The following is a 12,456-nucleotide window of genomic DNA, read 5'->3' as shown; positions in this document are numbered from 1 at the left end:
CAGGCGCCTCCGGACGGCGCGTCGGGCGCGTCGGCGCGATCCGCCGCGCGCCTCGCCGCCCCTGCGGGCGAGAGTGGGCGCATGGGGTGGGACGACGTGATCTCGGGGGAGCCGGGCATCTCCGAGGGGACAGGCGCGTATCGGCTGATCCGACACGTGGCTCCACCCGGTGCGCCGCTCGCGGGCGAGCTCGCGGCTGCCGGCGACGATGTGGTCCAGCTCGTGCGGACCGAAGCGGCGGAAGGATGGGACGGATGGCGTGCCGCCGGCGCGCAGCACGTGCTCGCTCCCGTCGACATCGTGCGGCTTCCGGATGGCCACGCGCTCGCGCTGCCGTGGTGCGTCGCGCGCCTGGAGACCTGGCTCACCGGACGGCTCGCACGCGGGCCGGCGCTCGCGGGCGGGGAGATCGTGACGCTCGCGGTGAGCGTCCTCCGCGGCGTGCAGGAGGCCTGGGCGGGCCGTGCGGGGGACGAGCACGGGCCGAGCGGCGAGTGGTGGCTCACCGACGAGGCGCGCCCGGTGCTCGCTCTCGGTGCCGGGGATGCCGCCGAGGCCTCCGCACGGCGCGTGCTGGCCACCGTGAGCGAGGCATCGGGCGACCGCGTCGTGCGGCGCGCACTCGACGAGTGCGCGACCGCGCTCGAGCGCCCGCGCGGGCTCCACCGCACGCTCCCCGAGCTCGAGTCGCGGCTCTTCGACGCCTGCGCGCCGCGACCTCTGCTCCGAGCGGACGACGGCACCGCGAGCTCGGACGCGGCAGCGACGCCCGAACGGCGTCAGGGCGCGGACCAGCCGGACCGCGCGGCGATGCCAGCCTGGAGCGACTGGATCGACCGGCACGTCGATGCGGGCGTGGGGATGCTGGCGACGCGCGCGTGGGAGGGGCTGCGCGAGGGGGCGGCGCTCATCCGATCCCGTCTGCGGCCGCGCGGCGCGCGCACGGGCTCGCGTCGCGCTCCGCTTCTCGTCGGAGGCGCGTGCGCGGCCGCGGTCCTCCTCGCCGGAGCCCTGTGGCCGTCGGACGCGTCGCCCGGCGCGGGCGCCGCAGAGGAGCCGGCCGCGGCTGCTGAGCCGGCAGATGCCGCGGGCGCGCCCGAGAGCGAGCACGGCCCCGAGGCGGAAGGGGTCGACGACGAGACGCCCGTGCAGGCGACGGCGCGGCTCGTCGAGGGGGCGGATGACGCCACCGTGGCCCTTCTCGACGACTTCGGGGATGTCGCCGTCACCCGCGCCGTGGTGGACGGCGAGACCCGGCACGTCGTGCTCGAGCGGGTCGACGGCGCATGGCGCCTGCGCCAGGTCTACGACACGGCGAAGGGGGCCGGATGAACGCGGTGCGTCCATCCGGCCCCCTTCGCTCGGGGCGCGTCGACCTCAGATGCCGAGGTCGCCCGCGAACTCCGCCGCCTCGAGGCGCGCCTTGACCGCCGACAGGAAGCGGGCGGCGTCCGCGCCGTCGATCGTGCGGTGGTCGTACGAGAGCGCAAGGTACACGTACGAGCGGATGCCGATGGCCTCGACCCCGTCGACCTTCACGACGCCGGGGCGCTTGAAGACGACGCCCGTGCCGAGGATCGCCGACTGCGGCAGGAACACGACCGGCGTGTCGAACAGCGCGCCGCGCGATCCGGTGTTCGTCAGGGTGAAGGTGCCGCCCGAGAGCTCGTCCGGCTTCAGCTTGTTGTCGCGCGTGCGCGCGGCGAGGTCGGCGATCTCGTGGGCGATCTGCGCGAGGTTCTTCGACCCGGCGTCGCGGACGACCGGCGTGAGGAGACCGCGCTCGGTGTCGACCGCGATGGAGAGGTTCTCCGTCGGCGGGTAGACGATGTTGTTCTCGCCGTCGACCGTCGCGTTGACGATCGGGTACGCCTGCAGCGCCTCGGCGGCGGCGAGGGCGAAGAACGGCAGGAACGACAGCTTGTCGCCGGTCTTCTCGAGGAACGTGCCCTTGACCTCGTCGCGGAAGGCGGCGAGCTTCGTGACGTCGACCTCGACGACCGTGGTCAGCTGAGCGGTCTTCTGCATCGACTCGACGGCGCGCGACGCCAGCACCTTGCGCAGGCGCGACATCGGGGCGGTCGTGCCGCGCAGCGGCGACGGCTCGGGCTTGACCGCCGCAGCGGCAGCCGGCGCGGCAGCCGGAGCCGCGGCAGCGCCCTCCGCGGCCTTGAGGACGTCCTCCTTGCGGATGCGGCCGCCCACGCCCGTGCCCTTCACCGTGGACAGGTCGACGTTGTTCTGCGCCGCGAGACGGCGCACGAGCGGCGTCACATAGAGCTTCTCGTCCTCGCCGGCGGGCGCGGCCGGCGCCGCAGGGGCGGCGGGAGCAGCAGCCGGAGCGGCGGGAGCAGCCGCCGGAGCGGGAGCAGCCGGAGCGGCGGGAGCAGCCGCCGGAGCGGGAGCAGCCGGAGCCGCGGGGGCGGGAGCCGCAGGCGCCTCGGCCTCGGCGGGAGCCGCGGGGGCGGCAGCCGGGGCGGCGGGAGCAGCCGGAGCCGCCGGGGCGCCGCTGCCGACGCGAGCGAGCACCGACCCGACCTCGACTGTCTCGTCCTCCTGGACGAGGATCTCCTGGACCGTGCCGGCGACCGGCGACGGGATCTCGGTGTCGACCTTGTCCGTGGAGATCTCCAGCAGCGGCTCGTCGACCTCGACGGAGTCGCCGACCTGCTTGAGCCAGCGGGTGACGGTGCCCTCGGTCACGCTCTCGCCCAGCTCGGGGAGCACGACGTCGGAGGAGTCGCCGCTTGCGGCGGGCGCGGCCGCGGGAGCCTCCGCGGCAGGCGCAGCCTGGGCGGCCGGAGCCTCCGCGGGGGCGGCCTGGGCGGGGGCGGCCTCGGCGGGCGCCGCCTCGGCGGCCGGTGCCGCGGGAGCCTCGGCCGCGCCGGAGCCGTCGCCGACACGGGCGAGCTCAGCACCGACCTCGACCGTCTCGTCCTCCTGCACGAGGATGGTCTCCAGGACGCCGCTCACCGGCGAGGGGATCTCGGTGTCGACCTTGTCGGTCGACACCTCGAGAAGCGGCTCGTCCGCTGCGACGGTGTCACCGACCTGCTTCAGCCAGCGGGTGACCGTACCCTCGGTCACGCTCTCTCCGAGAGCGGGGAGGACGACGGAAGTGCTCATGTCAGGAGTCTCCTTCGGAATGTCGAATTCTTGTCTAGCTTAGTGTTGTTGGGGTCCGGGGGCGGCGTCACAGCGCGTGGAGCGGCTTGCCCGCGAGCGCCAGGAAGGCCTCGCCGAGCGCTTCGCTCTGCGTCGGATGCGCGTGGATGAGGGGCGCCAGGTCGTCGGGGTGGGCTTCCCACGCGACGGCCAGCTGGCCCTCCGTGATGAGCTCGCCCACGCGGTCGCCGATGAGGTGCACGCCGAGGACGGGGCCGTCCTTGCGGCGCACGACCTTCACGAGTCCGCCGGTCCCGATGATCTCGCTCTTCGCGTTGCCCGCGAGATTGAACTCGGCGGTCTCGATCCCGTCGGCACCTTGCTGCGCGATCGCCTGCGCCTCGGTCACGCCGACAGAGGCGAGCTCGGGGTGGGAGTAGGTCACGCGGGGGAGCTGGGCATCGGGAACCGGGGCGCTCGCGAGACCCGCGATGCGCTCGGCGACGGCGATGCCCTGCTGGAAGCTGCGGTGGGCCAGCTGCAGGCCCGGCACGATGTCTCCCACGGCCCACACGCCGCGTGCGCTCGTGCGCAGCTCGTCGTCGACGACGACGAAGCCGCGATCCCGCCGGACGCCGGCCTCGTCGAGACCGAGGCCGTCGGTCGCGGGGCCGCGACCGACGGCCACGAGCAGCACGTCGGCCGTGTGCGTCTCGCCGTTCTCGAGCGTCACGGTGACGGCGTCGGCGGTCTGCGACGCCGACGCGAAGCGGACGCCGAGCGAGGTGCGGATGCCGCGACGGCGGTAGGCGCGCTCGAGGCCCTTGCTGAGCGCGATGTCCTCGTTGGGCGCGAGATGCTCGAGGGCCTCCACGATCGTCACGTCGGCGCCGAAAGACCGCCAGACGCTCGCGAACTCGACGCCGATCACCCCGCCGCCGAGGATGATCGCGCTCGACGGGATCTCATCCAGGGCGAGGGCGCCCTCGCTCGCCATGATCCGGCCCCCGAGCTCGAGCCCGGGCAGCGTCCGGCTGTACGAGCCCGTCGCGAGGACGACGTCCTGCGCACGCAGGAGATCGTCGCCGACGCGGACGGCCGGGCCGGCCTCGAGACGCCCCTCGCCGGCGACGACCGTGATGCCGCGCGCCTTGATGAGGCCCTCGAGGCCCTTGTGCTTCTTCGCCACGATGCCGTCGCGGTAGGCCGCCACCTGCGCGGCGTCGATTCCCGAGAGCTCGGCGGTGACGCCGAACTCGGCCGCGCCGCGCACGGTGTCGGCGACCTCCGCCGCGTGCAGCAGCGCCTTCGTGGGGATGCACCCCCGATGCAGGCACGTGCCGCCGACCTTGTCCTTCTCCACGATCGCCACGCGCTTGCCGAGCTCGGCGGCGCGCAGCGCGGCGGCGTAGCCGCCGCTGCCGCCGCCGAGGACGACGACGTCGAAGACCTGCTCGGTCATCGCACCTCACCGCCTGCCGCGACGAAGTCGATGAGCGCGCGGACGGTGGCGCCGGTCGGCCCCTTGTCCGTGAAGCCGAAGGCGCTGCCGGTGCTCATCGACGAGCCCGCGATGTCGAGGTGCACCCACGGGATGCGCGGGGCGTCGTCTCCCTCGCCGGTGCGGCCCACGAAGCGCTGAAGGAAAAGCCCCGCGAAGAGCGCGCCGCCCGCGCGATTCCCGACGTTCGCGTTGCGCATGTCGGCCACGCGGGAGTCGAGCTCCTCGGCGATGTGCTCGGGCAGGGGGAGCGCCCACGCGAGCTCGCCGGTCCGATCGGCTGAGCGGAGGAACGCGTCGACCGCGTCGCCGTGCCCCATCACGCCCGTGTGGCGCGTGCCGAGCGCGACGATCATCGCCCCGGTGAGGGTCGCGACGTCGACGATGACATCGGGGTTCTCCCTGCTCGCGGCGATGAGGCCGTCGGCGAGCACGAGCCGCCCCTCCGCGTCGGTGTTGGTCACCTCGACGGTCGTGCCGTCGGCCATCACGAGCACGTCGCCGGGGCGCGTCGCGCGACCGGACGGCATGTTGTCCGCGATGCACATCCACGCCGTCACCCGCACGGGAAGCTCGAGCTGGGCGGCGGCGCGGACGACCGCGAGCACCTCGGCGGCGCCCGTCATGTCCTCCTGCATGCCGACCATGGACGCCGCGGGCTTGAGCGAGAGCCCGCCCGTGTCGAAGGTGATGCCCTTGCCGACGAGCGCGATATGGCGCTCCGCGCCGGCCGGGGCGTAGTCGAGGCGGACGAGGCGCGGCGGCCGGTCGGATCCCTTCCCGACGCCGAGGATGCCGCCGAAGCCGGCCTCCGCGAGGGCGCTCTCGTCCCACACGGTGACGTCGATCGGCAGACCCTGCGTCGTCTCGACGGCCGTGTCGGCCAGCTGCGCAGGGCTCTGCCACTCGGCGGGCGTCGACACGAGGTCCTTCACGAGGGCGACGGCCTCGGCTCCTGCGCGCACCGCGGCGAGGGCCGCGTCGTCCGCGCCTTCCGGCGCGTGCACGACGACGCGCGACGCCCGACGGCGCTTGTCCCTCTTGTCCTGCGAGTCGGACTTGTATCCCGCGAACGCGTATCCGCCGAGCGCCGCGCCCTCGGCGGCCGCGCGCCATCCGTCCTCCACCTCGGCGGCGACGGAGACGGCGATCGTGTCGAAGCCCGTGAACGAGCGGATGGCCGTCCCCACGGCGTCGCGGACGGCGTCCGCATCGGGGCGCCGTCCGAGGCCGACCACCGCGAGCGGGGCATCCGAGAAGCCCGGCGCATAGACCCGCGCGAACGCGTTGCGGGCCCCCGTGAAGCCGATGGCATCGAGCGCGGGGAGGAGGTCGGCGAGCCCGGCCGGCCCCGGCCCGTCGCCCGTCAGATCGGGGATCGCGATCACGAGGGCATCGGCGCCCTCTGCGGGGAACGTGGCTGCGGACAGCTCGATCTCGGGGTGAGGCATTCCTCCATCCTAGGTTCGCGCTCGCCCGACCCCGACGACCGCCCGCGCGGGCCGTGCGACTCGTAGCATGGAGGAATGCCCGCTCATCGAGATCTCTTCGAACGACTCGCCGACGCCCCCGTGGTTCCCGGTGGCCTGCCGCTCGTCGTGCTCCTGACCGGGTTCACCGACGCCGGCGGCGCCGTGTCGGGCGCGATCGACTACATGCGGGAGGACCTCGATCCGCACGTCATCGCGGTGTTCTCGAACGACGTGCTCCTCGACTACCGGGCGCGTCGCCCGATCGTCACCTTCGACAAGGACCACCTGACCGAGTTCCGCCCGCCGCGCCTCGAGCTCTCCCTCGTCCACGACGCGCTCGGCCAGCCCTTCCTCCTCCTGTCCGGGTACGAGCCCGACTTCGTGTGGGACGCGTTCGCCGAGACGGTGATCGCCTTCGCGCGGGAGTTCGACGTGTCGGGGCTCACCTGGGTGCACGCGATCGCGATGCCGGTCCCGCACACCCGCGAGCTGGGCGTCACCGTGAGCGGCAACCGCACCGAGCTGATCGCCGCGCAGTCGATCTGGCAGCCCCGCACGCAGGTGCCGGCGACCGCGGGGCACCTCCTGGAGTACCGCGCGTCGGCCGCCGGGCTGCTCGTGGCCGGGTTCGTCCTCCTCGTGCCGCACTACCTCGCCGAGACCGACTACCCCGCGGCGACGCTGTCGGCGATCGACCGGATCGCGTCGTCGACGGGGCGCGTGTTCGATCTCGACGGACTCCGCGACGACAACCTCGAGTACCTCGCGAAGGTCGAGGAGCAGATCCACGGCAACGACGAGCTCGCGCGGATGGTGACGGGGCTCGAGGAGCGATACGACGCCTACATGGCCAATCTGTCGGACGGCGGAGCGCCGAGCTCGGCCGGCCTCATCCACGAGAGCGACATCCCGAGCGCCGACGAGCTCGCCGCCGAGCTCGAGCGGTACCTCGCCTCCCGTCCGAACGGCGACGAGGACAAGCCGAACTGACCCCGCCGGGAATGTGGGCGGGGGCCGGGCTGTTTCCCTCATCGGAGCGGATCGAGCCGCGGCGGAGGACGCGGCTCAGGTATGAGAGAATGAGTGCACGACCCGTTGTCGAGTCCGTGCTGTCGAGGCGCGGGACTTGACAAGGGTCTTACTAGTGCCCGAAGACACCCGGGGGCGACGCGCGCAGCGCCGTCGGTGAAAGGCGAGAACGTGACAACTGCCACGAAGGCTTCGCGGAGTACCGCGAAGAAGGACGAAGCCGCCGCGGAAGAGGTCGTCGAGGAGACGGCTCAGGGCTCCACGGCGAAGAAGACGACCAAGAAGACCGCAGCGAAGACCGCGTCGACGAAGAAGACGAAGGCGGCCAAGAGCACAGCGAAGAAGGGGTCCGACGAGGACGCCGAGATCGAGGAGGACGTCGACGTCGAGGACATCGACGTGGACGCCGACGCGGAGACCGACGCCGACGAGGTGAAGGACGACGCCAAGGGCGACGAGAAGGACGAGAAGAAGCCGGCCGTCGAGCCGCTTCCGACCGGCGCGATCGTCATCAGCTCGAGCGACGAGGAGGACGTTCCCGTCTACTCGACGCAGATCACCGGCGCGACGGCCGACCCCGTCAAGGACTACCTGAAGCAGATCGGCAAGGTGCCCCTCCTCAACGCGGCGGAGGAGGTCGACCTCGCGATGCGCATCGAGGCCGGTCTGTTCGCCGAGGAGAAGCTCTCCAAGATGTCGGCCGCCGAGAAGTCGAGCCAGCTCGGCCTCGACCTCCAGTGGGTCGCGCGCGACGGCCAGCGGGCGAAGAGCCACCTGCTCGGCGCCAACCTGCGCCTCGTCGTCTCGCTCGCGAAGCGCTACACGGGCCGCGGCATGCAGTTCCTGGACCTCATCCAGGAGGGCAACCTCGGTCTCATCCGCGCGGTCGAGAAGTTCGACTACACCAAGGGCTTCAAGTTCTCGACCTACGCGACGTGGTGGATCCGCCAGGCGATCACGCGCGCGATGGCCGACCAGGCGCGCACCATCCGCATCCCGGTCCACATGGTCGAGGTCATCAACAAGCTCGCCCGCGTCCAGCGGCAGATGCTGCAGGACCTCGGTCGCGAGCCCACGCCCGAGGAGCTCTCCAAGGAGCTCGACATGACCCCCGAGAAGGTCATCGAGGTCCAGAAGTACGGTCGCGAGCCCATCTCGCTGCACACGCCCCTCGGCGAGGACGGCGACAGCGAGTTCGGCGACCTCATCGAGGACACTGAGGCCGTGGTCCCCGCGGACGCGGTGGGCTTCACGATGCTGCAGCGTCAGCTCGAGAGCCTGCTCGACTCGCTCTCCGAGCGCGAGGCGGGCGTCATCCGCATGCGCTTCGGTCTCGGCGACGGGCAGCCCAAGACGCTCGACCAGATCGGCGACACCTTCGGCGTGACGCGCGAGCGCATCCGCCAGATCGAGTCGAAGACCATGGCGAAGCTGCGCCACCCGAGCCGCTCGCAGTCGCTCCGGGACTACCTCGAGTGATGGCGGAGGCGAACGAGGGCAAGCACCTCGAGGTCGAGGTCGACGGCGTCCGCTACGCGCGCATCCCCCTGCGCACGAAGGTGGTCATGCCGGATGACGAGATCGACGCGATCATCGCGGAGTACGCGAAGGACGCCGTCGAGCCGGGAGACCTCCTGTTCGTGACGGAGAAGATCGTCGCGATCACGCAGGGCCGCTCGTACATGATGGACGAGATCCGGCCGCGGAAGCTGGCGACCTTCCTCTCGAAGTACGTCACGAAGACCGCGTACGGCATCGGCCTGGGCATCCCCGAGACGATGGAGATGGCGCTGCGCGAGGTCGGCACGCCGCGCATCCTCTTCGCGGCCGCCGTGTCGGCCGTGACGAAGCTCCTCGGCCGCCGCGGCGACTTCTACCGCATCGCGGGAGACAAGGCGCGCGCGATCGACGGGCCGACCCCCGGCACGATCCCGCCCTACAACCGGGCGGTCGTGCTCGGCCCCGAGCGTCCGCGCGAGGTCGCCGAGCACGTGCGCTCGCTGCTCGGGGTGGACGCCGACGTCGCCGTGGTCGACATCAACGACATCGGCGGGAACATCCTCGGCTCGACGCTCGACAAGGCCGGCGAGAAGCGCCTCGTGCGTATCCTCGGCGACAACCCGCTCGGGCAGGGCCACCAGTCGACCCCGCTCGGCATCATCCGGAAGGTCACCGCGCCGGCCGGTCGCTGATCAGACGCGCGAGAACGGGCCGGACCCCTCGGGGTCCGGCCCGTTCTGCGTTCCGTCAGAAGCCGATCGCCTTGCGGTAGCGGGGCTTGTGCCCCGTGCGGATGCCCGTCACGGACGGCTTGTTCTCGTAGACGCCGGCGCCCCAGTTGCCCTCGACGAGCACAGGGCCGTCGGGGGAGACGACGACGTCCCAGCCCACGTACTGCACCTGCGGCACGATGCGCGCGACCTGGTCGATGAACGCGCGCACCTCCTCCATGAAGGGCAGCTGGAACTGCGCGATCGGGAAGCCCGTGTCCGGGTGCTTCTCGTGGACGTGGCCGTGGGAGTCGTACCCCGCGCCGATCGCGTGCCCCGCGTCGTCGAGCATCGTGTAGAAGCCGCCGAACGACATCTGGTCGCTCACCGCTCCGCGGCCGAACTTCTGCGCGATCGCGAGGATGTGCACGTCGCTGCCGTCGTTGAACGCCGTGATGCGCGTCGTGTTGACCGTTCCGGGGCAGACGGCGGCGAGGTCGGGATGCTGCACGATGACCTCCTCGAGGAGGATCTCGTCGCGCTCGAGGAGACCGCGGTGGAACGCGGCCCAGTCCTGCACCTCCTCGGCGTGGTAGCGGTGCACTCCGAGGCCCATGTGGCTCACGGGCACCTTGGCGACGATCGTGCCGTGCTTCTCGACGAACGCGCGGACCGCGTCCGCGTTCCCCGCCTCGACGACGAGCCACTCGCGCCGCAGGAAGCGGTCGAAGCGCCGGTTGAACTCGATCTTGTTCTCGAAGAGGACGCGGTGGTCGGGGTGCGCGTACTTCGCGGCGAGCTGCATCGACACCGGGTGGGTCATGAACGTCGCCCGCTCCTCGCGCGTGAGGATCGCGAAGTCGTAGTCGACGTAGTCCTGGAACGCGACGTCGCGCCGTGCGGCGGACCACAGCATGTCGGCGACGACGAGCGGGACCGCCTTGCCGTGCTGCTCGTGCACCTCCTTGGCGCGTTCGATCACCGACCCGACGTCGATGCGGCGCGCGCGCTCCACGAGGTAGCGGAGCTTGGGGCCGAGGCTCAGGCCGGTCGAGGGCATACGGGCGTCCTCCAGGTCGCTTGCGATGGGCCTGGCTAGTCTAGATCGGGTGACTTCGCAGCGCCTTCGGACGTCCGCGCCCCGCGCGCGCGTGTCGGCAGCGGCCCTGGCCGCGAACCTGCGTGACACGCCGCCCGACGCGATCGGCGACGTCCGGCGCGATGCGTGGGGCCACGGCCTCGTGACCGTGGCGCGCGCCCTGCACGCGGCGGGTGTCCGGGCGGTGCGCGCGGACGCGCCGGATGTCGCGATCGTCGAGGATCTCGGCCTCGTCGCGACCGCCGACGAGCCGACGCTGCCCATGGCCCGCGTCCTGGGCCTTCCCGGCTCCGGCGGACAGCCGGTCCTGTCGCTCGCATCGCGCGTCCTGTCGACGAAGCCGCTCCTCGCGGGCGAGGGCGTGTCGTACGGCTTCGTCCACCGCGCGCCCGCCGACACGCAGATCGCGCTCGTCCCCGGCGGGTACGCGCAGGGCGTCGTGCGCGCGCTCGGCAGCCGCGCGCACGTCGACATCCGCGGACGCCGCTGCGCGATCGTCGGGCGCGTCGCGATGGACGTGTGCGTCGTGGACGTCGGCGGGGCGGATGGCGCGGAGCCGGGCGACGAGGTCGTCTTCTTCGGATCGGGCGCCGTGCGCGACGAGATCGCCGAGTGGACGACGGTGACGGGTCTGACGGCCGCCGAGCTGGTGGCGCGGGTCGGCCTCGGCGTGGAGAGGGAGGTCGTCGCGTGAGCGCCCTGCGGATCGATCTGGGCCGGTTCCGGGAGAACGTGCGCGCCGTCAGGGCCCGCGTCGCGCCGGCCGACCTCCTGGTCGTCGTCAAGGACGACGCCTACGCCCACGGCGTGGAGGCCATCGCGGACGCGGCCGCCGCGGAGGGCGTGCGCTGGCTCGGCGCATTCGACATCGCGACCGGCATGCGCGCCAAGGCCGTGACCGGCGACCGCGCGCGGGTGTTCTCGTGGCTGACCGTCGACGAGGGCGAGATCGCGGAGGCTCTCGAGGCGGGCGTCGAGCTCGGCGTGGGCGACGCGGGCTATCTCGAGCGCGTCGGCCGCGTGGCCGCCGCCCGCGGCGAGACCGCGGTCGTCCACCTCAAGATCGACACGGGCCTGCACCGCAACGGCGTGCGCGTCGAGGCGTGGCCGGCGTTCGCGGCCCGCGCGGCCGCGCTCGAGGCGGAGAACGCGGTGCGGGTCGCCGGGATCTGGAGCCACATCGCCGAGGCGAGCGACGAGGAGGACGACGCCGCGCGCGCTCTCTTCGACGAGGCGGTCGCGGCGGCGCGAGCGGCCGGCCTGCGGCCCGAGGTGCGCCACCTCGCGGCCAGCGCGGCAGCGTGGCATCGCGCGGAGTTCCGGTGCGACCTCGTCCGGGTCGGCGCCTTCTGCTACGGCATCCGCTCGGCCGAGGGGCCGGAGATCCCCGGCACCGCGCCATCCGCCTCCCTCGTGAGCGAGGTGACCGCCGTGCACGGCGACACGGTCGAGGTGGGCATCGGCTCGCTCGACGGCCTGTTCTCCACGCTCGCCGGGCGGATGTCGGTGGGCACGCCCGCGGGCGCGCGTCGGCTGCGCGCGGTGCGCGAGACGACGTCGACGATCGACGGATGGGACGGCGCGGCCGTCGGCGACGAGGTCGTGCTGTTCGGCGCGGGCGATCGCGGCGAGAGCACGTCGACGACCATCGCCGAGGCGATCGGCACGGTCGGCGAGGAGCCCCTCCTGCGCGTGTCGCCCCTCATCCCGCGCGTGTACGTCTGAGGAGCGGGAACGGCGAAGCGCCCGCCCCCTCGCGGGGACGGGCGCCTCGGAAGCCTGGTGTCAGTCCGTCTCGGCGAGACGGGCCGTCTCGTCGAGCCACGAGGTCGCCACGGCGCGCAGCTTCTCCTCGTACTTGCGACCGTGGTGGGCGCAGTAGAGCAGCTGGCTGCCGTTGACCTCGGCGGCGATGTACGCCTGCGCCCCGCAGCTGTCGCAGCGGTCGGCCGCGGTGAGACGGTACGAGACAGGGGCTTCGGGTGTGGATGTCGCGGTCATGGTCTGCCTCCCTGTTCGAACCTGTCGATCTCGGTCTCG

The 12,456-nt window shown here is 72.7% G+C and carries 11 protein-coding genes; 6 read left to right on the top strand and 5 right to left on the bottom strand.

What is annotated here, in order from left to right; all coding sequences use genetic code 11:
• Positions 1–81: 81 nt before the first annotated feature.
• Positions 82–1,332 (top strand): hypothetical protein, encoded by a 1,251-nt coding sequence (locus ACWXWW_RS12985; RefSeq protein ID WP_455970178.1) that lies wholly within the window; start codon positions 82–84, stop codon positions 1,330–1,332.
• Positions 1,333–1,377: 45 nt separating this feature from the next.
• Here ACWXWW_RS12985 and sucB read toward each other — a convergent pair whose 3' ends face one another.
• The 3 genes from sucB to ACWXWW_RS12970 form a co-directional block, all read right to left on the bottom strand.
• Positions 1,378–3,126 carry a 2-oxoglutarate dehydrogenase, E2 component, dihydrolipoamide succinyltransferase gene (gene sucB, locus ACWXWW_RS12980; protein ID WP_455970177.1) on the bottom strand — a complete coding sequence of 583 codons (1,749 nt, stop codon included), beginning with the start codon at positions 3,124–3,126 and terminating at the stop codon, positions 1,378–1,380.
• A gap of 67 nt (positions 3,127–3,193) precedes the next feature.
• On the bottom strand, positions 3,194–4,567 hold the full coding sequence (lpdA, locus tag ACWXWW_RS12975; protein WP_455970176.1) for a dihydrolipoyl dehydrogenase: 1,374 nt from the start codon (positions 4,565–4,567) through the stop codon (positions 3,194–3,196).
• A complete protein-coding gene (locus tag ACWXWW_RS12970) occupies positions 4,564–6,057 on the bottom strand; it encodes a leucyl aminopeptidase (RefSeq protein WP_455970175.1) in 1,494 nt (497 codons plus the stop codon). The genes lpdA and ACWXWW_RS12970 overlap by 4 nt, the downstream gene beginning before the upstream one ends.
• 75 nt (positions 6,058–6,132) lie before the next feature.
• Between ACWXWW_RS12970 and ACWXWW_RS12965 the strand changes: the two genes are divergently transcribed.
• The 3 genes from ACWXWW_RS12965 (at position 6,133) to ACWXWW_RS12955 (ending at position 9,299) form a co-directional block, all read left to right on the top strand.
• Complete coding sequence (locus ACWXWW_RS12965; protein ID WP_324014576.1) at positions 6,133–7,068, top strand: proteasome assembly chaperone family protein; 936 nt, start codon at positions 6,133–6,135, stop codon at positions 7,066–7,068.
• Positions 7,069–7,278: 210 nt separating this feature from the next.
• Positions 7,279–8,586 (top strand): RNA polymerase sigma factor, encoded by a 1,308-nt coding sequence (locus ACWXWW_RS12960; protein ID WP_282977951.1) that lies wholly within the window; start codon positions 7,279–7,281, stop codon positions 8,584–8,586.
• Positions 8,586–9,299, top strand: a complete 714-nt coding sequence (locus ACWXWW_RS12955) for a coenzyme F420-0:L-glutamate ligase (protein WP_271172089.1) — start codon at positions 8,586–8,588, stop codon at positions 9,297–9,299. Before ACWXWW_RS12960 ends, ACWXWW_RS12955 begins: the two co-directional genes overlap by 1 nt.
• Before the next feature lie 55 nt (positions 9,300–9,354).
• Here ACWXWW_RS12955 and ACWXWW_RS12950 read toward each other — a convergent pair whose 3' ends face one another.
• Entirely contained in the window at positions 9,355–10,377 is a 1,023-nt protein-coding gene (locus tag ACWXWW_RS12950; protein WP_282977949.1) for a sugar-transfer associated ATP-grasp domain-containing protein, read from the bottom strand.
• Between the two features lie 49 nt (positions 10,378–10,426).
• On the opposite strand from ACWXWW_RS12950, the gene ACWXWW_RS12945 reads away from it, so the two are divergent.
• Both ACWXWW_RS12945 and ACWXWW_RS12940 read left to right on the top strand, forming a co-directional pair.
• Complete coding sequence (locus ACWXWW_RS12945; protein ID WP_455970174.1) at positions 10,427–11,110, top strand: alanine racemase; 684 nt, start codon at positions 10,427–10,429, stop codon at positions 11,108–11,110.
• Entirely contained in the window at positions 11,107–12,141 is a 1,035-nt protein-coding gene (locus tag ACWXWW_RS12940) for an alanine racemase (RefSeq protein WP_455970173.1), read from the top strand. Before ACWXWW_RS12945 ends, ACWXWW_RS12940 begins: the two co-directional genes overlap by 4 nt.
• Positions 12,142–12,201: 60 nt before the next feature.
• On the opposite strand, the gene ACWXWW_RS12935 is transcribed toward ACWXWW_RS12940, so the two are convergent.
• Complete coding sequence (locus tag ACWXWW_RS12935) at positions 12,202–12,417, bottom strand: DUF7455 domain-containing protein (protein ID WP_271172085.1); 216 nt, start codon at positions 12,415–12,417, stop codon at positions 12,202–12,204.
• Positions 12,418–12,456 lie beyond the last annotated feature (39 nt).

The organism is Microbacterium sp. KNMS (genome assembly GCF_053851835.1).
Note: the sequence above shows the minus strand (reverse complement) of the source record. Positions and strands in the feature narration are given on the sequence as shown.